This is a genomic window from Mycobacterium sp. (genome assembly GCF_965230835.1).
Taxonomy (GTDB): Bacteria; Actinomycetota; Actinomycetes; order Mycobacteriales; family Mycobacteriaceae; genus Mycobacterium.
Map to the genome: position 1 here is coordinate 3,119,691 of NZ_CBDDLW010000002.1, position 20,517 is coordinate 3,140,207.

A 20,517-nucleotide genomic window follows, 5' to 3' on the forward strand; every position below is an offset into this window, starting at 1 on the left:
AGGCTTCCATTGAAAATGACCTCAATGGGGGACAGTGACACGGCTTATTGGCGCGCTGGTCGCAGGTGCGCGAACAGTTTGTTTCTTTTCGGCTAAAGGCGGCCACGGCGTTCAGCGGCGCGGGATGATTAGGGCGAATTGGCTGTGTAGGGCGCCGACAAGTAAGGTTTCACCCGCAAAATGGGTTTCCTCCGAGCAATGCTGGGGACGCAATGGGGAAGGGACGTGCGTATGGGACTCCTGGACAAAGCAAAGGACCTGCTCTCGCAGAACGCGGACAAGGCCGACACGGTGATCAATAAAGCCGGTGACTTTGTCGATGAGAAGACCCAGGGAAAGTACTCCGACACCATCCACCGGGTGCAGGAGGAAGCTAGGAAAGTCGTCGACGCCGGCGACCAAAAGAACTAACCGCATGGCGAAACTCTCTGGATCCATTGATGTACCGCTGCGGCCGGAGGATGCCTGGACGCATGCCGCTGATCTGTCTCGCTACCGGGAGTGGCTGACAATCCACAAAGTCTGGCGCAGCACGTTGCCCGAGGACCTGCAGAAGGGCGCGGTGGTCGAATCGATCGTCGAGGTCAAGGGCATGCCCAACCGGGTCAAATGGACCATTGTGCGTTACCACCCACCGGAGGGCATGACGCTCAACGGCGCTGGTGTCGGCGGTGTCAAGGTCAAGCTGATCGCTAAAGTCGCACCCAAAGGCGACGGCTCGGTAGTCAGCTTCGACGTGCGCCTGGGCGGGCCGGCGCTTTTTGGGCCAATCGGCATGGTCGTTGCCGCCGCGTTGAGAAGTGACATCAACGAATCGCTGCGCAATTTTGTCACGGTTTTCGCGGGACCAGAACAAGGTCGGAACCTGGCCTGAGCTGTTGTACGGGTGTGCGTCTGACAGCGATGTACGGTTCGACTGGCCGAGAGTCACCCCTGTCACGGCGGGTTGAACGGCTCTAGGCTTCTGAGCTGCTGTGAGGTGCGGTCCTTGCCAGCGTGCCGAACGCCGGACCGGCCTGAGACCCGATTAATGTCGAAATATGACTCACAGCCTGCGCCCTGGTTGGGTGGTGGCGCTTTTCGCCGCGATCATGTCGGCGAGTACCTGGGTGCCGTGGTTGACCACCACCGTCAACGGCGGAGGATGGGCCAATGCCATCGGAGGTAGCCAAGGCAACCTGGAACTCCCGGCGGGTTTCGGTGCAGGTCAGCTCATTGTCTTGCTGTCCTCGACTCTGTGGGTGGCCGGGGCGATGGTAGGACGCGGCCTATCGGTAAAGGCGGCTTCGATAGCCGCGCTGATTATTTCGCTGCTGATTGTGGCGCTTACGGTGTGGTATTACCACTTGAACGTCAACCCGCCGGTGTCGGCTGGCTACGGCTTTTACCTCGGTGCGGCGAGTGCTGGATGTGCAGTAGCGTGCTCGCTCTGGGCGGTGGGTGCAGCCATGAGGGCCGACCGGTCCGAGCGCTGAGGCTCAGGGCGACGGCAACTCGTGCATTTCTGAGGCAGCGCTGCCGCCGGGTTCGTTGACTCCGTACACAAAGGGAGCGAACACGACTTCGCGGCCGTCCGGGTCGTGATAGGTGACGGCTCCCATGGCCTCCCAATAGGGTTGCTGCTCAACTGGTGTCAGCGCAGCTTGGTGTAGTCGCGCAGCTGCTACTTGCTGTGTCTGCTTGTCTGGGAAGTACAGGCATAGTTGCTCGCGGCGGTCTACCGCGACATCGTCAGTGGCTTCCACGATTTCGAGCGTCAGGTTCGAGTTGGGTAGGCCGAATATGGCTCCCGTGCTGCCGTAGCTGGCTTCGAATGTCTCGTAGAGAGGAAGTTGCACCAGTTCGCGGTAAAAGCGCACCGTTTCAGCAAAATTCGACGTGCGTCGAGCAAAACGGATGGCGCCGATCGACGCTAGTTCCTCGGGCCATTGCGCTGTTGTTCGAGGTATCTTGTTGCTGCCGAATGCTTTTCCGGTACTAGGAGTGGGGCACACGTCAGAGCCCAACAGCGCTTGCCGGCGATTCTGCAACACGCCAGCGCCGCAACTGCCAGCCGGGGGCCCACGTTGAATGCGTACCGCTGGAAACTCGTTCCGGCAATTGGATTTTGCATACCGGGCCGTCAGTGACACCGGCGGCATCAAAGACGAGACAGTACGAGGCGTCTTCGTTCATATCTGTGGTGAGGGTGACCAGATAGCCGTCGTCCTCGCTGGTGCCGTCTTTGCGCGGAGCCATCGCGATTTCACTTCCGTACACGCCGTCGCCCAGCGTGTAGCCTTCCTGATTTCCGGTCAGGAGGTCGTGCTTCACCAGCCCGTCGAAGAGGAACCAACCCGGTTTGCCAGTCGCGGCGTACGCGTAGCGGTAGCTGCTGGTCGCATAGTCGGCGTTGATTGTCCCGAACTCTGTGATGGACTCGGACAGCGGCTCTTCTTTGACCGCGCCAGTGACCAGGTTGAGCCGCCAGCGGTGCAGCCTGGTCTGCAGCCGATCCAGCGCCAAGAAGCGAAACAGTCGATCCCACTTGCCGGCGGCACCGTCATCTGTAGGCTGCGGATCGCCTTCGAAGAAGCCGTCGAGCACGATCTCGTCGCCATCTTCGTAGGCGTTGGTGAAATGCAACACGAACGTCGGATCCGCCTCGAACCATCGGATGTCGGCAGATCCGCCGCGGCGCGGGATCACCGCGAAGCGAGACGGAATGTCGGGATAAAAGCGTGGCAGATGCACGTTTTGCTCAAGCAGTTTCGGATCCCAGAACAGCGGGAAATCGTTGAGGATGGCGTAGTTTTCGGTGAAGGCCATGTCATGCGGCAGCCGCGGCCCGGGCAGCGGGATATCGACGTAGTGTGCTAGCACGTTGGTCTCGTCGACGACGCCGTAGCGCATATATGGGGCTTGCTTGCTGTAGCTGAAGAACAGCAGTTCTCCCGTCTTGTTGTCTACCTTCGGATGCGCCGACACCCCCCAGTCCACCGGGAAATGTCCGTTCCAGGTCTCTTTCCCGAGCGTGGCCGCGGAATACGGGTCAACCCGGTAGAGATCTCCGCACTGGTAGAAGCTGGTCAGCGCAACACCCCGGTGGACGGTGACGTCGGTGCTGGACGCATCCTTCATAGCCTGGCGAGCGCCCCAGCCCTGCGGCCGTTTAGCCAACTGGACTGGCTCGACCAGGCCCGGCCACAGCGGCTCGCCCGCGTCGTTCTCCGCCAGAAATCCATCCGTGCGGATAAAACGGTTGCGGTAGAAGGCTTTTCCGTCGCGAAAGCCCACAATATGCAGCATGCCGTCACCGTCGAACGGGTGATAGATCTTGAACGCCGGGTGCAACGGGTTTTCGGTGTTGCGCAGGTAGATGCCATCCAAGTCGTGGGGAATCTGGCCTTCGACCGCGGTCAGGTCGCTCGCGTCCCACTCGGTGGTCTGTGGCCGCCACGGGCCGGTCCGATAGGGGTGGTCGTCGTCCGCGGGCAGGGTCGACAAGAACTTGCTAACAATCTCAACATCCATGTCATGTGCCTTCTGCAGTGCTGACAACGAAACTAACGGTGGTGGCGGTGCTGCCGCCGAAGTTCAATGTGCCGAACTTTTTCGCGTCTTCCACTTGATAGTCGCCGGCCGCACCGCTAACTTGCTTGGCTGCGTCGACGAGCATTCGCACTCCGGAGGCCCCGACTGGGTGGCCACCGCCGATCAGCCCGCCGCTGGGGTTGATCGGAAGCCGCCCGCCGATGTCGATCTCACCGTTTTCAATCGCTTTCCACGATTCGCCGGGGCCGGTCAGCCCGATGTGGTCGATAGCCAGGTACTCGCTGGGGGTGAAGCAGTCGTGCACTTCGTATCCGTCGAGTTCGTCGATGCTGGTCCGTGCTCGGCGCAGAGCATCGAGCGCCGCGGACCGCACGTGCGGCAGGACGTGCGGATCGTCGGACGAACGCTCCAATTTCTGTCGAAGCCCCAGACCGACAGTGCGATGGCCCCAGCCGTCGATACGCCCGATCGGGCACGCGTCGGGATGATCCCGAAGATAGGCATCGCTGACCAGGACGAGTCCCGCCCCTCCATCGGTCATCTGGCTGCAGTCGAAGCGCCGTAATCGGCCTTCGACGGTCGGGTTGGTCGTGTCGTCTGTCCGGCTTAGCTCGGGAACGGTCCAGCCACGAGTCTGCGCGTTGGGGTTGCGGCGTGCGTTGGCGAAGTTTAACTCGGCGATGGCGCGCAGGTGGGTGTCGTCCAAACCGAAGCGGCGGTCGTACTCGTCGGCTACTTGCGCGAACATCGAAGGCCACAGGTAACGGGCCTCTGCTCCTTCGTGCCCGGTCCAGGCGGCCGCGCCGAGGTGTTGGGCCGCGATGTCGCCCGGAACGGTCTTCTCCAGCTCAATACCCACCACGAGCGCGGTGTCGTACGCGCCCGACCGCAGGTCGGCGATCGCCGCAAGCGTGGCCACGCTGCCGGATGCGCACGCGGCTTCGTGCCGCGAAGCTGGGGCGCCCCACAGGTCGTCGCGCACGGTGGCCGGCATCGCCCCTAAGTGGCTTTGACTGGCGAACATCTCGCCGAAGGCATTCGCGACGTGGACGACCCCGGTGGCAGCTACGTCGGCGGCGTCCACTTTGGCGGCGACCAGCGTGGCGTCTACGACCTCTTTGGTGAGGTCGGCGAAATCCAGTTTCTCTCTGCTCAGGTTGCGAGCGAAATCGCTTTGATAGCCGCCGAGAATCCACACGCGGTCCTCCATAGCCGCACGCTACTACAAACGGAAAGACGGACCTGCTGAATGACATTGTTGGGCCAGTCATTCGGAAGAAGCATGTTTCGACCGGCGACAACTGTCGAACTCCGAGCCGAGATAGCCACTGCCGGGACCGCATCAAGGAGCCCGCGCCCGACGGTCAAGAGCTTGTTGAGGTCACCGTGGCGGCACCTCTTCGGTGGGCGGCGGCTTGTGTATCACCACAACGGTGGGCTTGCGTTCCGGTTGTCCCTGCTGGTCGCGGGAAACGGCATCCCGGGTGTCGGTACCGCCGATGCCGCGTCCGGCCAAGCTCGCCAGCGCCATTCCGCTCAACAGACCTGCCGACGCGCCGCCCAGGCCGGTTGGTGTGGCACTGGTGCTGGTGCTGGGCAGGGTCTCGACGGCCAGCTTGATTTCGGGGGCGGCAGTGGTCCAGCTGTGCGGTACCGACAAGGAACCGAGCAATGCCGCGTGGCCAACGCCCGCTGACGTAGCGGCGCCCCATACGGCGGGGTTCGGGGCTGACACCAGCACATCTTTTCCCGAGCGGATTGCCTGGCCTTGAGTCGGCCCCAAAGCGCCAGCATTGAATTGATGGGCATTCCACGGGCGGAAACTGTTGGTCAACGACAGGGCGAAGCTGCCCGTTGCGATGGCCGCGATATACAGCGCTATCGCATCCAATTCACCAATCGGGGTCGGGATTTGAATAGGTGCGGCTGGTAATGGTCCGGTGGGGCTCGATGCGAGTCCCGAGAGCCCTGAGGTGAGCGAGTTGGCCGGCGCGGAAAGCGCCAGTAGCTGCGCCAACGCCGCCTGGGCCGTTGCCGCCGGATCGGCGCTGACAGCTTCTGCGACCGCAGCCGCTTGGGCAGCCGGACCCGCCGGATCGGCGGTCTGCGTCGGTGCGCTGAACGGTGCCAGGGTCGACGCGGCCTCCGACGCCCCCGCATAGCTGTACATAGCGGCGGCGTCCTGGGCCCACATCTCGGCGTACTCGGCCTGGATGGCCTCGATTGCTGGGCTGTTCTGGCCCAGGGTGTTTTGCGCGACCAGCGACACTAGCTGGCTGCGATTGGCCATGATCTACGCCGGCGGCACGGTCGCAGCGAAGGCTTCCTCAAAGGCGGTGGCTGCCGACCTGGCCTGGGCGGCGGTCTGTTGTGCTTGAGTCGCGGCGGCACTGAGCCACCCGGTGTACGGTGCGGCCGCGGCCGCCATCGACGCCGCCGCAGGACCCAGCCACGATTCGAACTTCAATCCCGCAACCACCGAACCATACGAAGCGGCCGCCGAACGCATTGCCGCAGCCAGCCCATCCCAGGAAGCGGCGGCCGTCAGCATCGACCCCGCCCCGGGGCCGGTATACATTAGGCCCGAATTGACCTCAGGCGGTAACTCCCCGAAGTCCATGGCCCGCTCTTTCCCTTACCCAGTCGCAATCGCGTTGGCGGCTTCGGTGGCTTCATATGACCCGGCACTGGCCGCCAAGTTGGCCACGAACGCGTCGTGGACTGCTGCTGCTTGGGCGTTCATCGCGTGAAACATCCGGGCGTGCTCGATAAACCGCGCTGCCGTCAGCGCCGACACCGCGTCGGCAGCCGCTGGAACCACCCCGGTCGTGGGAGCAACCGCGGCTGTGCTCTGCGCGCCGACCGCCGAACCTATCTCCTTCAAGTGCCCGGCCGCGGCTGCCAGAGTTTCCGGCTGGGTGACCACGAACGACATCTGATCCCCTAACTCCGATCGAGGTGAACTGACCGGCGACATCACATGCAGAATTCCGAAGCGCCTGTCCAATAAAGGAGTTAGACACCGAGAATGTCTGGAGAACCTAGATGGAACGCACTCCTTAGCTGCAGCGTACTTCGTCCTCAGTTGAATCGGCTCGGTTTGGCCACGATCGGTACTTACGGGGTGAAGAATTTGCCGTATTTGATGCTCGGATTTGCCGATGCGACACGTTTCGCGGCGCGGTGTTGACGAGTCCGGCAATTGTGGCGTCGCCGCTGCGGGGCTGTACCGGCCGGCTGGAACTCTCCTGCCGTCGATTCCCGGGGTAGCGGAACTAGCTGCACAAGTGAACCGGCTCCGAGGCATCAGATGTTCACCCGCGAGCAGTCGTAGGCGAGGTCATCGAACGACCGGACATCGCGTTCGTCCAGGTAGCGGGCGGGGATCTGGTCGCGGTCGCGTGCGGAACGGTACTGGACTGGACTTTGCCCGCCGTTCTAAGGTGGGCGCTGTGGCCCGGATTGCCGATCGCGCTGCAGAGTCCACGTCGTGGTCCCCCGGAGAGGCTCAGTTGCCCGCCGCGACGGTGCGGTTACCGCAGGAAAGCGGGTATGACCGCGTGCCGGTCGACGCAGTCGCGGCCGCCTGGCTTTTCGGCAAGGTGACGGTCTGTCGAAGCTGGCCCGCCAAAGCCTGCCTGGTGTTGGCCGCGGCGATCGAGAGTGACGGCGAGGCCCTGTTCGCTGTGGACAGCGAGAGGCTACGTGGTGATTTGCTGCGACGGCGCGGTGGGTATGCCAGCCGCCGGTCGGCGGCAGTGAGATCAGTAGTGGCGCGATCACCGGGCTGGTGTGCTGCACGTTGTCGAAAGGCTAACGGGTGAACAAGGTTCCGATTGTCGCTCTAATCAAGCGTAGCTGGATGTTGCTGGTCGCCGTGGTGGTGGTCGCCGTCGCAGGGTTCACCGTCTATCGGCTGCACGGCATATTCGGCTCCAACCAAAATGGTCCGGGCGCCGATGTCATCTCCAACGAGATCATTCCGTTCAATCCCAAGAACGTTGTTCTCGAGATATTCGGGCCTCCTGGCGCGGTAGCGACGATCAACTACTTGGACGCCAATGCGCAGCCACAGCGCGTCGATGATGCGACTTTGCCGTGGACATACACGATCACGACGACCGACCCTTCGGTGTTCGCCAATGTCGTTGCGCAAGGCACGTCGAATTCCATCGGCTGCCGTATCACAGTCGACGGTGTCGTCACGGACGAAAGGTCGGTCAACAACGTGAACGCCTACACCTTCTGCCTGGACAAGTCCTCGTGAACGGCCCCCAGGTTCGCCCGGGATCGTCGCTGTCGCGCATCCTTCGTCGGTTTTCGGCGCCGATCATCTTGGTGTGGATTGCGATCGCTGCCATTACCAATGCTGCGGTACCGCAACTGGAGGTGGTGGGCAAGCAGCAGAATGTTTCGCTGAGCCCTACCGAAGCACCGTCGCTGCAGGCGATGAAACGAATCGGCCAGGTGTTCCACGAATTCGATTCCGACAGTGCCGCAATGGTCGTCCTAGAAGGCGACAAGCCGTTGGGCGACGACGCGCATCGCTATTACGACAAGCTGATCCAGCGGCTCTCCCAGGATACAAAGCACGTAGAGCACATTCAAAATTTCTGGGGGGGATCCGCTGACCGCTGCGGGCTCGCAAAGTCCGGACGGCAAAGCGGCCTACGCGCAGATCTATCTGCGCGGCAATCAGGGCGAAGCGCGGTCGCTTGAATCTGTCGATGCCGTCCGTGAAACCCTGGCTGACACACCGGCGCCAGAAGGGCTGAAGGCATACGTCACCGGTGCGGCGACGGTGGTTGCCGATCAGTTCGAGGTTGGCAGCGAGAGCACCGACAAAGTCACTGCCATCACTTTTCTGGTGATCGCGTTGATGTTGTTCCTGGTTTTCCGCTCGGCGGTTACGACGTTGCTGGCCCTGGGCGTCGTTCTGATCGAAGTGGCCGCGGCGCGCGGAGTCGTCGCCACGCTCGCGCATCTTGGAATTATCGGGTTGTCGACGTACTCGACCAATCTGCTCACCTTGCTCGTCATCGCTGCCGGCACTGACTACGCGATATTCTTCCTCGGTCGATACCATGAGGCGAGGCAGGCGGGGCAGGAGCGGGAAGCGTCCTACCACACGATGTTCGCTGGTACAGCCCACGTCGTGTTGGGTTCGGGGCTGACCGTCGCCGGCGCGGTCTTCTGCCTGAGTTTCACCCGGCTGCCGTATTTCCAAACCCTGGGCGTGCCAGCCTCGCTCGGTATTGTGGTCGCGCTGGCGGCATCGCTGACTCTGGGCCCGGCGGTGATCACGGCGGCCAGCGTTTTCGGTCTCTTCGACCCCAAACGCAGGATCAGCACACGGGGATGGCGACGGATCGGCACAGCTATCGTGCGCTGGCCCGGGCCCGTTCTGGTGGTCGCGTCCGCGGTCGTCATGGTGGGTCTGCTTGCCTTGCCCGGCTACCGGACGAACTATGACATGCGTCCCTACTTGCCGGCCAACGCCCCGGCAAATGTCGGCTATTCTGCAGCAGAACGCCACTTTTCTCCGGCTCGGCTTAACCCCGAGTTGCTCATGATCGAGACCGATCGCGATCTGCGTAATCCGGCCGATTTCCTGATCTTGGAAAAAGTAGCGAAGAGTATCCTGCATGTCCCGGGTATCGCCCAGGTGCAGTCTATTACCCGACCATTGGGAACGCCGATCAAGCACAGTTCGATCCCGTTTCAGATCAGCATGCAAAGCGCCAGCCAGATCATGAACCTGCAATACCAGAAGGACAATGCGGCGAACCTGCTGAAGCAAGCAGGGGAGATTGACAAGACAATCGCGATTTTGCGGAAGCAATTTGTGTTGCAACAGCAGGCCGCGGACGCCACGCGCGAGCAGGCTGAGGCGTTTCACGAAACCGTCGCCACGGTAAAAGACCTGCGTAACAAGATCGCCAATTTCGATGATTTCTTCCGGCCGTTGCGCAGTTACTTCTACTGGGAGCGCCATTGCTACGATATTCCGGTCTGCTGGGCGCTGCGATCCATTTTCGACGCGGTCGACGGAATCGACGCGCTCACCGAACAATTCGGAAATGTCACGGCAAGTTTAGACAAACTGGATGCCCTCCAGCCGCAGTTGTTGGCGCTCATTCCTCCCCAGATCGCCAGCCAGAAGACCAATCGGGAACTGACGTTATCGAGCTATGCCACCCAGTCCGGGATCTTGGACCAGACAGCGGCTGCGATCGAAAATGCGACGGCTATGGGCGAAGCATTCGACTCCGCGAAGAACGATGATTCCTTCTACCTGCCTCCGGAAGCCTTCGACAATCCCGATTTCAAACGTGGACTTAAACTTTTCCTCTCCCCGGACGGCAAAGCTGCCCGCATGATCATCACGCATGAGGGCGAACCTGCGACTCCGGAGGGCATCGCGCGTGTTGATGCGATCAAAGAGGCGGCGAAGGAGGCCGTGAAAGCAACCCCATTGGCCAATGCGAAGTTTTTTCTCGCGGGTACCGCGGCGACCTACAAAGATATTCAGGACGGCGCCAGATACGACCTGCTGATCGCCGCCATCGCCGCGCTGAGCCTCATCTTGCTGGTCATCATGATGATCACCCGAAGCTTGGTTGCCGCGCTTGTCATCGTCGGCACCGTAGCGGTGTCGTTGGGCACCTCTTTCGGTGTTTCTGTGTTGCTGTGGCAATACATTTTGGGCATCCAACTGTATTGGGTAGTGCTTGCCCTAGCGATTATCGTGCTCCTGGGGGTGGGGTCGGACTACAACCTGCTGCTGATCTCGCGCTTCAAGGAAGAACGCGACGCTGGTTTGCACACCGGCATTATCCGCGCCATGGGCAGTACGGGTGGTGTCGTCACCGCCGCTGGTTTGGTGTTCGCCGCCACCATGGCCACGTTCACTTTCAGTGACTTGACGGTGCTCGCTCAGGTGGGAACAACGATCGCACTTGGGCTGCTGTTCGACACACTGGTGGTTCGTGCGTTCCTGACGCCTTCTATCGCGGCCCTTCTTGGGCGGTGGTTCTGGTGGCCTCAACGCGTACGCTCCCGCCCCGCGAGCCCGATGCTTCGGCCCTATGGATCACGTCCTCTGGTTCGTGCACTCTTGCAGGGCATTCCGAGGGAAACGAAAGACGCGACGTCCTCTTCCCAATAGCCCAGACGTCGTTTTTGCACCGGGCATCTGTGACACCGTCGCCAGCGCAACAACCACGACAACGAGCAGGACAAGTGTGCAGGCGGCTGCCAGCAGGGTGTCGCCATGCTCGGCCAACCCGTAGATCTTTGCCGGCAGAGTGCGCCACGTCGGCGGATACACCATGGCTGTGGCTCCGAGTTCACCCATCGACAGTGCCAACGACAAACCTGCCGCACCGCCGATAGCTGAGGCCAGCAACGGGAGCGTGACCGTGAATAGGATTCGCATCGGTGATGCACCAAGCGATTCGGCCACGCGGTACAACCCCGGATCGATGTGTCGCGCCGCGGCGGCTACAGAGCTGTAGGCGAACGCGAGCACCAGCACGGTATGGGCAACTACCACGATTCCCGCACGCCCACCCAGAATGAGTGGTGGCTCGTTGAAGGCGATAAGTATTCCCAGACCGATCGCGACCGACGGTACTGCCACCGGGATGTGGAAGACGCCGGCGGCAAGTGTTGCAAGCCATGTCGGCGCACCGCGGGCCAAGATCGCTGTTGTTACTCCGAGCACCACCGAGATCACGCTGGCAATGACGGCGGTCTGGACGCTGACGGACAAACTCGCAAGGTTCTCGCCGGAAAGAGCTTCCCGCAGATGGCCCGCCGTCCACCCCGAAGGCACCAGCCCGGTCCAACTGTCAGAAAAGGCCGCGATGGCGATTGCCATCATCGGTAAGGCGAACACGATTATGCCGATGACAACAAACAGCCCACGTGCGATGTGGCGTGAGGTCGAACTCCACCACAACATCAGCGCCGCCCTCCCAGCCGACGGGTAAGCAATCTGAAACCCCCGAACAGCGCGAGTGACAAGACGATCTGCGTGCATGCGTACACGGCCGCGGCGGGTACGTCTGCGGTGACAATGCCAGTGGTGTAGATCTGCGTCGGGATAGTCCGTACCCCCTTGGCGCCGGTGAACGCGACGATGCCGAATTCGTTGAGCGTCAACAAAACTGCAATTCCGCCACTGGCGGACAATGCGGGAACAATCTCAGGGAAAAGCACCTGGGTGAATACCCGCAGTGGCGACGCGCCAAGGCTTGCTGCGACGTTCAGCTGGGCCGGTGGCAGCTGGCTGTAAGCGGCGAGCAGCGGCTGTATGACAAACGGGGTGAAGAAGGTAACTTCGGCGAACACGATGCCTGTCGAGGAGGAGAGAAAGGTCGAGAAGTCGACCGAGTCGCCGATGATCGCGTGTGCTGCTCCCGATTTGCCGTAGAGAAAGACGAATGCCAGCACAACCAGGAACGACGGCATCGCAACAATGACATCGATGAGCTTGGAGGCTATGCCGGAACCCCGAAACGGGGCGAATGCGATCAATGTTGCGACCAGGATTCCGAGTAGCAGGCACCCGAGAGTGGCCGCGACGCTAATGGTGACGGTATTGCGCACCGCCTCGTGGAATGAACGTGAGGTGAGCGTAGCGGCGATCGTCTCGGTTCCCCAGCCGCCGGCGGAAGTCCTCGTCGCTTGAGCGAGAACTCGGAACAGCGGATATCCGGCGAAAAACAGGACAATCGCCAGGGGGATCGTGACGAGGTACCGAGAGACGTCGAACTTCCTCGGCGGCGCCACCGCGGGAACTGCGCCGTGTTCGACCGTGGCCGTCATGGTGTCCCGTCGACGGCGATCGCGACGCCGGAAGGTGTTTCGAAGCGGACGCCGACGGTACGGTCAGCCGCCCATTCGCAGCGTCCGAGAAGGTCGATGTCGAGCAGCGAGTCCGGGACGTCGCGCAGCGCCACGGTGACCCGTGTCGATGTTCCACGCCACATCGCTGTGGTGACTCTGGCGGCGTGGGTGTCGGCGGTACCCACACTGTGGATCGCGGCTGCGTGCGGCCGCACAGCGAGGTCCACCACTGAACCGATTTTGACCGCGGGAGTTGCGACGGCCTGCAGCGTCAGGGACTGGGACAGTTCAACGTCGGCGATACCTGATGCGAGGTTTTTGACCCGGCCACGCAACAAGTTGGCACCACCGAGGAATTGAGCGGTGAACTGTGTTTCCGGCCTGGTCCACAGCTGCTCCGGCGTACCGACGGCATGCAACTGAGCGTCGCGGAGCAGCGCGATTCGGTCGGCCAGCGCCAGCGCCTCGGTTTGATCGTGGGTGACGTAGACCATTGTGGTGTCGGGCAGACGGTGCTTGAGAGCGGAGAGTTCGACGAGCATCGTGGCGCGAAGTTTCGCATCGAGGGCTGACAGTGGCTCGTCGAGCAACAAGATCTTTGGTGCGATGGCAAGGGCGCGCGCAATGGCGGCACGTTGTTGTTGACCGCCGGACAGCTCCCGTGGCAGCCGGTCGGCGTAGGCGCTCATCCCCACTAGCTCAAGGCATTCCGCGACACGGTCGACGATCTGGGACCGCGACGAGCGCCTAGCCCGCAGCCCGAATGCAACGTTGTCTGCGACCTTCATGTGCGGAAACAGCGCATACGACTGGGGGACGACGCCGATCCCGCGGCGGGCCGGCGGCAGGTTCGTGACGTCTCGTTCAAAAAGTTGAATCCTGCCCGATGAAGGCCGGACGAACCCTGCGAGTACAGATAGCGCGGTCGACTTTCCCGAGCCGGATGGCCCGAGCATGGCCATTGTCTCACCTGGCTCGACGCGAAGGCTGAAGTCCCGCAATGCGGTTGTCTTGCCGTAGGTTACCGAGACGCGCGAGAAGCAAATCGCTGGCTCGATGGCTACCGGAAAATCCGGACCGGTGGGTGTCTTGCTTTGTGACGTCATCGTGTTCTTCTGCGCCTTAACAGGATTGGTCACCGGTGCACCGCCTGATCGTAGGCTGCCATATCCGCCCGGAATTTCGTGGCGACCAAGGGCCAGTCGACCGGCACGACGTCGATGCCCGCCATGACACGGCGCTGCTTGTCGTCAACGGAGTCCCGGGCGGCCGGTAGCGCGGGGTACCCAACTGCGACCGGTCCAATGGTTCGCTGCGACTCGAGCGAAAGGAGGAAGTCCAGGAGTTTGCGCGCCCGTTCGGGATGCCGGGCTCCTTTGACCATCCCGGCTACATAGGGGATGGCCACCGTACGACGTTGGCCGTCTGCATCCGCAGGCATGAACAGCGAGAAGTTTCCTTGCCCGCTGCGCAAGGTGCGAAGGTTCATCTGAACATCGCCGTTGGCCACAACGATATCGCCGCGCGACGTTTTTTCCTGGAGCGAGCCGGTCGACTTGCTCGGGCCGACGTTGTTGGACTGCAACTTTTGTAGGTAGTCCAATGCGCGGTCTCGACCCCACATTGTGTTGAGCAGGACTAGGACTGCGGTGCCGTCACCGGCTTGGCCCGGAGTGGAGTATTGCAGCTTGCCTTTGAACCGGGGCGCGAGCAGATCTGACCAGGTGTGTGGCTTCACGGCGACCTCGTTGTTGACGATGAAGGTCAGGTAGTTGTCCACGATGGTGACGTAGCGCCCCTGCGAATCGCGGGCATTTTGTGGAATGTCGGCGACGTCGGCTCCATGGGCCACCAGCAAGCCGTGCATGGCGATCTCCTGGATGAACGGGGGAAGGGTGATAACCACATCGGCTTGTGTGTTGTGCCGCTCATTGGTAATCCGCGCCACTGTCTCTGAGGAACCGGTTTCGACCAGGTTGACAGGGATGCCGGTTCGGCGAGTAAAGGCCGGGAAACGGTCTTTGTACCAGGCCGCCAAGCCGTCGGCGGAATAGACGGTGACGGTGCCGGCCTCGGTGTGTCCGGTGCCGCCGCACCCGCTGACCATAAGAACGGCCACGGTGAGCGTCGACGCAATAGTTGTACCTGCCCTGAACGGCAATTCGCGGTGCCTCCCTTCACGGTCCGTCGCGGGTCCCCGACATGAGAGTCCACGTGATTGCCGTCAGAATGGCGACCGTCGATGCTGTTTGTTCACGCAGAATAAAGGCGGCATTCATCAAGCAGGGCTGGGGAAATAGCGCTGTGCTAGGCCGAATGCGATGGTCATGCCGACTCCGGCGGTGACCACTCGTACCGACACGCGGTCGCTGAGTTCGGCGACAAGATAGTCGTTGTGTGGGCTGGACGCGTACACGCCTTGCCAGCGTTGATGGAACGTCAGACTATCGACACCGAGTATCTCGCACATAGCGCGACGCAATGTGTCGCTGGTGCGCTCACTCAAGAAGGCGTCCGCGGTGGGCTCGGTGTGATGTGAGTCGCCAATGATCAGCGTGCCATCGGGGCGCTGGGTCATCATGATGTTGGCATCGATGTCGAGCAGATCGGGACGCGTGGCGGCTAGACGGTGCCGCAGTGCTTGCGAGGCGTGGGTTCCGGCAAATGCCGAATACCGCAGCAGCGATGTCGCGGTCAAGACGGCGGGGTCGATGACGACGCCCGCGGGAGCCTCGACAAGTGCCATTTGTAGCGCGCAGCGCGCGACATCATGCGCCTCGGCCAACTCCGGGTAGAGGTAGTCCAGGTCGTGACCAACGCAGACGATCACCCGTTGGCAGCGCGCGCTACCTCGTGACGTGTGTACGGTATGGCCGTCGAATCCCAGGTAGTTGGTGCAGAAGAGGACGTCTACGGCTGACTGCTCGGCCAGCCATCTGGCCAGCCGAGGCGCGGCGACGCGTGGGTCCACTCGCAAGTCCGACCGGAGTTCGGCGCCGCCGACAATATCGTCGGCTCCGCATTCGCCTAGCTTTCTGCGCACTTCGGCCGCGTTGAGCAAGCCAAGTCCTTCGTGGCCGCGACTGGAGAGCTCCTCGACGACGGCCAGTTCGTCGGGATGACGAGCAACCACCACGCCACCGGTTTCGCGCACCTCCAGGCTGGCGCGCCGACCGAGTTCAAGCCAGCGCTCGCGGGCGATCCCGGCAAGTTCGCGTAACTCGCCGGACTGGCCGGTGACACAGATGTGCCCGAAGTTTCGCACCGAGGCTCCGACCGCGCGATGGTCGCGCTCGAGGAGCAGAACACGCAGGCCAGCGTCGAAGGCCCAAGCTGCGTGGGCAAGCCCGACTATCCCGGCCCCCACAACCACGACATCGTAGGACTCATCTGAAGAAATTCGGGTCAAAGTCACGCAACAAGACTGAGCGGCAACGTGGTCGAGTTCAAGTGCACCACACGGTAACCTGCACCCCATGATCGCTCTCGTAGCCCTCGACATGGCCGGCACGACCATCGACGATGGCGGCGCTGTCTACCGGATGCTGCAACGGTCGGTGGAAGAAGCCGGCGCCACCGTCGCCGCTGATGACCTTCAAAAATGGATGGGCACCGACAAGGTCGAGGCGATCACCAATCTGTTGCGGCTGGGCGGAGTGGAGCCGGCCGGCGATCTGGTCGCGAGCACCTTTGATGCGTTCCGGGCTCACCTGCACCAGGCGTATCTCGACGAGCCGCCGGTTGCCCTGCCCGGTGTGGTGGACACGATTGCCGAACTACGTTCCCGGGGCATCAAAGTGGCTCTGACGACTGGTTTTTCCGACGATGTTGTCGCACCGCTGCTGGACTCGCTGGGCTGGACTGCCGGCGATGGGCCCGATCACACGGTCGATGCGGTCATCACCACATCAGCGGTGCCCGCCGGCCGCCCGGCGCCGTACATGATCTTCCGCGCGATGGAGGCCTGCGACGCGCATGACGTGCGTTCGGTACTAGTAGCTGGCGATACCGCTGTCGATGTTCGGTCAGGCCGCAACGCCGGCGCCGTCGCGGTCGGTGTGCTCACGGGAGAGGTCGACCGCGCCGCTTTGGCGGCTGAAGATCACGACTACATCCTTGATAGCGTTGCTGACATCCCGAGTGTGCTCGGGCAATGCTGAACGGCTCAATCCCCCTGATCAGCTGATCGGTGTTCTCAAACGCATTGGTGCTTTCGTGCGACGAAGTTGGCAACGCCAGCGCACTTCGGCTTGAGTGACCTACTCCCGGTAGTGCACAGGTTTGGCGCAAGGGTTTACCGCCCGTAGGTACCGCAGAACCGTGCTCGACGAATCCGCATAAGTCGGTAGCTGCGCGATCGAATTTCGCGGGAGCGGGGCCACACCTGGCCCTGGACCAGGGCAGCAATGAAATGTGTTGCGACAAGCTAGCACTGATCAGCGGTTCATTGCGTGCTGACATATACGACTGTTTGTAGTAGTTTGAATTCGGGCTTCGATCCAGGAGTGACGCCATGCGCGAAGTGCGGTTGTCTGGTGGCTTGATTCACTATGCAGAACACGGTCAAGGCCCGACGGTGGTTCTGCTGCACGGCCTGTTGATGGATCACACCGTGTGGGACGCGGTCCTTCCCGGTCTCCCGGACGGGTTTCGCTATATCCGCCCGGTCCTTCCGCTGGGGGCGCACCCAGTGCCGATGAACGATGATGCAGACCTGAGTATGCGCGGAATGGTGCAGCTTCTTGCGGAGTTCATGGCAGCCTTGGATTTGCGGGACGTGGCGCTGGTGCACACTGACTGGGGCGGCGGACTGTTTCTGAGCGCCTACGGACTGGATGAGCGTGTCGCGCGGCTGATAATTCTGTCCTGCGAGGCTTTCGACAACTTTCCGCCCGGGCTTCCCGGACGGGTCGCCGTGCTGGCTGCCCGAGTACCCGATGGCATGTGGTTGGCGATGCGCCAGTTGCGCATCGGCTGGATTCGCCGATTACCGGTGGCGATGGGTCTGATGAGCCGCAATGGCATCCCCGCAGCGCAGATCCGGGCGTGGACGGCACCGGGCCTAGCGAATTCGAAGATCCGTCGCGATGTGCGCAAATACGCGACAGCGGCCCTTGACCGGTCCGAGCTAGTCCGCAATACCGAAGCGTTGCAGCACTTTACCGGCGATGCGCTGGTGTTGTGGTCTACGGCGAGTGCGGTCATGCCTCGCGAGCATGGCCGCAGGCTCGCGCGAATTCTGCCTAAGGCGCAACTCGCCGAGATCGACGCCTACGTACTGTCGATGATCGACCAACCCGAGCAGGTTGCCTTGTCGATAGCAGATTTTCTTCAGAGCACGCCCATGGGTGGTTCGAACCGCCCCTGAGCGGAAACGGGCAGCCAGTCCCAGCTCTCTGACGGCAAACTCTAGGCGCAACCCCGCAAGGGCAAGCAAAGCAATTGTCGGTCACCCAGGCTTTGTTGGCACCTGATCTAGCGTTGACGGCCTCAGCGGTAGGCCGTTCCGGTTGTACCCGAAGGTTTCTCATCGCCGATTCGGTGAAGCGGTTCGTCCCGGGAAGCAGGTGGATCTATGTGTGAGTTGCGATAACCGTAGAGCGCGTAGATCAACAACCCCAATACCAGCCAGCACACGAACCGCAGCCAGGTGAGTTCGGTTAGGTAGGTGGTGAGCCAGATGGAGGCGCCGACCCCAACCAGCGGGACGAGCGGCATGCCGGGCAGGCGGAATGACCGTTCTATGTCAGGAGATCGATAGCGCAGCACGATAACTGAGCCGCATACGATCGCGAAGGCGAGCAGAATCCCGACATTGGTCAGTTGTGCGGCTTCGGCGATCGGAGTGAACCCAGCCATCAGGGCGGAGCCGACGCCAACGATCCAGGTAACCCGTTCCGGCACATGGTTTTTAGTGTTGACCGCGGCGAACCATCGGGGTAGCAGGCCGTCGCGGGCCATGGCGAACCAGACACGCGTCACCGCGAACATGAAGGTGAACATCACTGTCATGATGCTGATGATGGCGCCGACCGAGATGAGGGTCGCGATTCCGGGCAGGCCAACGGCGTCGAAGGCGTGGGCGAACGCTGACGTTGGGCTAAGTTCGGTGTATTTGATCATCCCGGTCAATACCAGGCAGGCCAGCACGTAGAGCGTCATCGAGATGGCAAGCGAGATCACGATGGCTTTGGGGAGCATCTTGCGGGCCTGGGTGGATTCTTCCGCGGCTGTGCTCATGGCGTCGTAGCCGAAGACGGCAAAAAACACGATGGAGGCGCCGAAGAACACTCCGTGCCAGCCGAATGGCAGGTATGGAGTGTAGTTCTCGGTTTTCACGTAGAACCCGCCGACGACAATGATGAGCACCACGAGGCCGACTTTGACCCAGACCAACACACTTTCGGCGCGGGCGGCGTTGCGTACACCGCGGGTGAGCACGAACGCGATGAGCAGGCACAGCAGCATCGCGAACACGTCGACCACATGCCCTGGGCCGGTGCCTGGCGCCCCGAGCATCCACCTAGGTAAGTTGACTCCGACCTGTTGGACGAGGAAACCGAAATAGCCGGAAATGCCAATGGCGACAACGGCGACAATAGCGGTGTACTCCAGCAACAGATCCCAGCCAATGATCCAGCCGACGCTTTCGCCAAGAACGGCGTAGCTATAGGTATAGGCCGACCCGGCCTTGGAGATCATGCCGGCAAATTCTGCATACGACAATGCTGCGCATGCGCTGGCGACGCCTGCGACGAGAAATGACACCATCACCGCGGGTCCGGCTGCCTCCTTGGCCACCGCTCCAGCCAGCGAGAAGACACCGGCTCCGACAATGCCGCCGACCCCCAAGGCGACAAGCTGCCACATGCCGAGAGCCCGCAAAAGCCCCCCGCTGTGCTGCGGGTCTTCGCTGACAATGGCATCAATCGGTTTGCGGCGGAAGATACCGGTCGCAGAGGAGTTCAGGATGTTCATACAGTGGCGCCTTTCTCTGCAAACCGCTCACTCGTGCTCCACATACCCACGCTGTTGGCGGCCAGTCCCCGAGGTTCTGCAGGCCTACGTGTGAGCCCGTCTCGTCACGTCCCGGCTGGGTGCCGGCCATGCCGGTGTCCGGTGACTCACAATCAGCATTGCCTCCGCCAAGCCAACAGTTCGTTGACGGTACCTATGCCGAGTTCGGGCCACGGCATTGGCTGAGGTCTGGCTGTCGCGCGAGATGGGTCGGTCGACCTGTGGGGGTCTCATCGTCTGCACCGGCGCTTTGCGCGAAACGTCGATACACGGTCGGCCGGAAAGCCCAGCGGATCGGAATTTTCGCTAACGGGTGTCAAGCATTGAGGTGATTGGTGGCGTCGACGATGTGAGGTTGATCTGCTCAATCTGGACGTCTGCCGGTTGGGCGAGCACGTGACCGATGGCTTTGGCGACGGCGTGCAGGTCGACACCGAACTGCTCGACGCGGGCTCTCGACTCGGCGGCGTCCGGCTCGGCGTCGAACAGCTCGGTATCCCGAACGTAACTGGGTGAGATCACCGTGACGCGGATTCGATGCTCGCGGAGTTCGAGTCGCAGCCCGCTGCTGATTGCCCGCACCGCGTGTTTAGTCGCGCCGTAGACCGCAGACTGTGGGCTCAGAATCCGTTGGTCACTCATAGAGCTGACGTTGACGATGTGCCCGCAATCACTGTTGCGCAACGACGGGATAGCCGCCTGTGTCACGGCCAGCAACCCGATGACATTGACATCGAACATGTGCTGCCAGTCGGCCGCGGATCCTGTTGCGATCAACCCCGACCGCATCACGCCCGCAGCGTTGACCACCGCGTCGAGCCCGTCCAATGCCGCGGCGGCTTGGGCCACCGCAGCAGGCACCGCCCCCACGTCTGTCACGTCGGCGGGAATCGCCTCAATGCCGTGTGGCGCGAGTTCGATCAGCCTGCGGGCGCGCCGAGCAAGCGCAGCAACCCGCGCGCCGTTCTCGGCCAACAACTGTGCAGCCGCACGCCCAATCCCCCCGGAAGCTCCGGTCACGAGCACCTTCTTGCCGCGCAGCGCGTCGCCCATCAGGCTTGTCGGGCCGGCTTGCTCATCGCTCATGCCGTCGCTCGGTTCGACATCGCAGTA

The 20,517-nt window shown here is 62.1% G+C and carries 18 protein-coding genes and 2 pseudogenes; 8 read left to right on the forward strand and 12 right to left on the reverse strand.

The features are described from left to right. Nucleotides 1-231: 231 nt before the first annotated feature. The 3 genes from ACO07W_RS14835 (at nt 232) to ACO07W_RS14845 (ending at nt 1,475) form a co-directional block, all read left to right on the forward strand. Entirely contained in the window at nt 232-411 is a 180-nt protein-coding gene (locus ACO07W_RS14835; RefSeq protein WP_421846016.1) for an antitoxin, read from the forward strand. 4 nt (nt 412-415) lie between these two features. Further along, entirely contained in the window at nt 416-874 is a 459-nt protein-coding gene (locus tag ACO07W_RS14840; RefSeq protein ID WP_421844297.1) for a type II toxin-antitoxin system Rv0910 family toxin, read from the forward strand. Nucleotides 875-1,040: 166 nt separating this feature from the next. Further along, nucleotides 1,041-1,475, forward strand: coding sequence for a hypothetical protein (locus ACO07W_RS14845; protein WP_421844299.1), 435 nt, complete (start codon nt 1,041-1,043; stop codon nt 1,473-1,475). Between the two features lie 3 nt (nt 1,476-1,478). Here ACO07W_RS14845 and ACO07W_RS14850 read toward each other — a convergent pair whose 3' ends face one another. From ACO07W_RS14850 to ACO07W_RS14870, 5 genes and pseudogenes are all read right to left on the reverse strand, one after another. After that, on the reverse strand, nt 1,479-1,949 hold the full coding sequence (locus ACO07W_RS14850; RefSeq protein WP_421846017.1) for a VOC family protein: 471 nt from the start codon (nt 1,947-1,949) through the stop codon (nt 1,479-1,481). A gap of 46 nt (nt 1,950-1,995) precedes the next feature. Further along, nucleotides 1,996-3,513, reverse strand: a complete 1,518-nt coding sequence (locus ACO07W_RS14855; protein WP_421846018.1) for a carotenoid oxygenase family protein — start codon at nt 3,511-3,513, stop codon at nt 1,996-1,998. Between the two features lies 1 nt (nt 3,514). Then, nucleotides 3,515-4,744 (reverse strand): acetyl-CoA acetyltransferase, encoded by a 1,230-nt coding sequence (locus tag ACO07W_RS14860; protein WP_421844301.1) that lies wholly within the window; start codon nt 4,742-4,744, stop codon nt 3,515-3,517. A gap of 171 nt (nt 4,745-4,915) precedes the next feature. Continuing rightward, nucleotides 4,916-6,154: pseudogene (locus tag ACO07W_RS14865) on the reverse strand (PPE family protein). 15 nt (nt 6,155-6,169) lie between these two features. After that, nucleotides 6,170-6,469 carry a PE family protein gene (locus ACO07W_RS14870; RefSeq protein WP_421844302.1) on the reverse strand — a complete coding sequence of 100 codons (300 nt, stop codon included), beginning with the start codon at nt 6,467-6,469 and terminating at the stop codon, nt 6,170-6,172. 517 nt (nt 6,470-6,986) lie between these two features. Here ACO07W_RS14870 and ACO07W_RS14875 point away from each other — a divergent pair. From ACO07W_RS14875 to ACO07W_RS14885, 3 genes and pseudogenes are all read left to right on the forward strand, one after another. Then, nucleotides 6,987-7,358, forward strand: a complete 372-nt coding sequence (locus ACO07W_RS14875) for a hypothetical protein (protein ID WP_421844304.1) — start codon at nt 6,987-6,989, stop codon at nt 7,356-7,358. A 38-nt stretch (nt 7,359-7,396) separates the two neighbouring features. Beyond that, nucleotides 7,397-7,801 carry an MmpS family transport accessory protein gene (locus ACO07W_RS14880; protein ID WP_421846019.1) on the forward strand — a complete coding sequence of 135 codons (405 nt, stop codon included), beginning with the start codon at nt 7,397-7,399 and terminating at the stop codon, nt 7,799-7,801. Then, a pseudogene (locus tag ACO07W_RS14885) lies at nt 7,798-10,702 on the forward strand (RND family transporter). Before ACO07W_RS14880 ends, ACO07W_RS14885 begins: the two are co-directional and overlap by 4 nt. Here ACO07W_RS14885 and ACO07W_RS14890 read toward each other — a convergent pair. From ACO07W_RS14890 to ACO07W_RS14910, 5 genes are all read right to left on the reverse strand, one after another. Beyond that, nucleotides 10,628-11,500, reverse strand: coding sequence for an ABC transporter permease (locus ACO07W_RS14890; RefSeq protein WP_421844306.1), 873 nt, complete (start codon nt 11,498-11,500; stop codon nt 10,628-10,630). The pseudogene ACO07W_RS14885 and the gene ACO07W_RS14890 overlap by 75 nt on opposite strands. Then, on the reverse strand, nt 11,500-12,366 hold the full coding sequence (locus ACO07W_RS14895) for a 2-aminoethylphosphonate ABC transporter permease subunit (RefSeq protein WP_421844308.1): 867 nt from the start codon (nt 12,364-12,366) through the stop codon (nt 11,500-11,502). The genes ACO07W_RS14890 and ACO07W_RS14895 overlap by 1 nt, the downstream gene beginning before the upstream one ends. After that, entirely contained in the window at nt 12,363-13,493 is a 1,131-nt protein-coding gene (locus ACO07W_RS14900; RefSeq protein WP_421846021.1) for an ABC transporter ATP-binding protein, read from the reverse strand. Before ACO07W_RS14900 ends, ACO07W_RS14895 begins: the two co-directional genes overlap by 4 nt. Nucleotides 13,494-13,522: 29 nt before the next feature. Then, nucleotides 13,523-14,524, reverse strand: coding sequence for a 2-aminoethylphosphonate ABC transporter substrate-binding protein (locus ACO07W_RS14905; protein WP_421846023.1), 1,002 nt, complete (start codon nt 14,522-14,524; stop codon nt 13,523-13,525). Nucleotides 14,525-14,665: 141 nt separating this feature from the next. Next, a complete protein-coding gene (locus ACO07W_RS14910; RefSeq protein WP_421844310.1) occupies nt 14,666-15,802 on the reverse strand; it encodes a TIGR03364 family FAD-dependent oxidoreductase in 1,137 nt (378 codons plus the stop codon). Between the two features lie 61 nt (nt 15,803-15,863). On the opposite strand from ACO07W_RS14910, the gene ACO07W_RS14915 reads away from it, so the two are divergent. Both ACO07W_RS14915 and ACO07W_RS14920 read left to right on the forward strand, forming a co-directional pair. Next, nucleotides 15,864-16,547 carry a phosphonatase-like hydrolase gene (locus tag ACO07W_RS14915; protein WP_421844312.1) on the forward strand — a complete coding sequence of 228 codons (684 nt, stop codon included), beginning with the start codon at nt 15,864-15,866 and terminating at the stop codon, nt 16,545-16,547. Nucleotides 16,548-16,900: 353 nt separating this feature from the next. Further along, on the forward strand, nt 16,901-17,755 hold the full coding sequence (locus tag ACO07W_RS14920; RefSeq protein ID WP_421844314.1) for an alpha/beta fold hydrolase: 855 nt from the start codon (nt 16,901-16,903) through the stop codon (nt 17,753-17,755). Nucleotides 17,756-17,877: 122 nt separating this feature from the next. Here ACO07W_RS14920 and ACO07W_RS14925 read toward each other — a convergent pair whose 3' ends face one another. Together ACO07W_RS14925 and ACO07W_RS14930 are read right to left on the reverse strand one after the other, a co-directional pair. Beyond that, nucleotides 17,878-19,365: an amino acid permease gene (locus ACO07W_RS14925; protein WP_421844316.1), complete on the reverse strand. Its 1,488-nt coding sequence runs from the start codon at nt 19,363-19,365 to the stop codon at nt 17,878-17,880. 345 nt (nt 19,366-19,710) lie between these two features. Continuing rightward, the gene (locus tag ACO07W_RS14930; RefSeq protein ID WP_421844318.1) at nt 19,711-20,490 is read right to left on the reverse strand and encodes an SDR family oxidoreductase; all 780 of its coding nucleotides are present in this window, start codon (nt 20,488-20,490) and stop codon (nt 19,711-19,713) included. Nucleotides 20,491-20,517 lie beyond the last annotated feature (27 nt).

Coding starts and splice junctions, on each gene's coding strand:
- ACO07W_RS14880 (WP_421846019.1), top strand. CDS start 7,397: ATGTTGCTGGTCGCCGTGGTGGTGGTCGCCGTCGCAGGGTTCACCGTC.
- ACO07W_RS14920 (WP_421844314.1), top strand. CDS start 16,901: ATGCGCGAAGTGCGGTTGTCTGGTGGCTTGATTCACTATGCAGAACAC.
- ACO07W_RS14895 (WP_421844308.1), bottom strand. CDS start 12,366: ATGACGGCCACGGTCGAACACGGCGCAGTTCCCGCGGTGGCGCCGCCG.
- ACO07W_RS14860 (WP_421844301.1), bottom strand. CDS start 4,744: ATGGAGGACCGCGTGTGGATTCTCGGCGGCTATCAAAGCGATTTCGCT.
- ACO07W_RS14835 (WP_421846016.1), top strand. CDS start 232: ATGGGACTCCTGGACAAAGCAAAGGACCTGCTCTCGCAGAACGCGGAC.
- ACO07W_RS14870 (WP_421844302.1), bottom strand. CDS start 6,469: ATGTCGTTCGTGGTCACCCAGCCGGAAACTCTGGCAGCCGCGGCCGGG.
- ACO07W_RS14845 (WP_421844299.1), top strand. CDS start 1,041: ATGACTCACAGCCTGCGCCCTGGTTGGGTGGTGGCGCTTTTCGCCGCG.
- ACO07W_RS14840 (WP_421844297.1), top strand. CDS start 416: ATGGCGAAACTCTCTGGATCCATTGATGTACCGCTGCGGCCGGAGGAT.
- ACO07W_RS14925 (WP_421844316.1), bottom strand. CDS start 19,365: ATGAACATCCTGAACTCCTCTGCGACCGGTATCTTCCGCCGCAAACCG.
- ACO07W_RS14915 (WP_421844312.1), top strand. CDS start 15,864: ATGATCGCTCTCGTAGCCCTCGACATGGCCGGCACGACCATCGACGAT.
- ACO07W_RS14900 (WP_421846021.1), bottom strand. CDS start 13,493: ATGACGTCACAAAGCAAGACACCCACCGGTCCGGATTTTCCGGTAGCC.
- ACO07W_RS14930 (WP_421844318.1), bottom strand. CDS start 20,490: ATGAGCGATGAGCAAGCCGGCCCGACAAGCCTGATGGGCGACGCGCTG.
- ACO07W_RS14855 (WP_421846018.1), bottom strand. CDS start 3,513: ATGGATGTTGAGATTGTTAGCAAGTTCTTGTCGACCCTGCCCGCGGAC.
- ACO07W_RS14890 (WP_421844306.1), bottom strand. CDS start 11,500: ATGTTGTGGTGGAGTTCGACCTCACGCCACATCGCACGTGGGCTGTTT.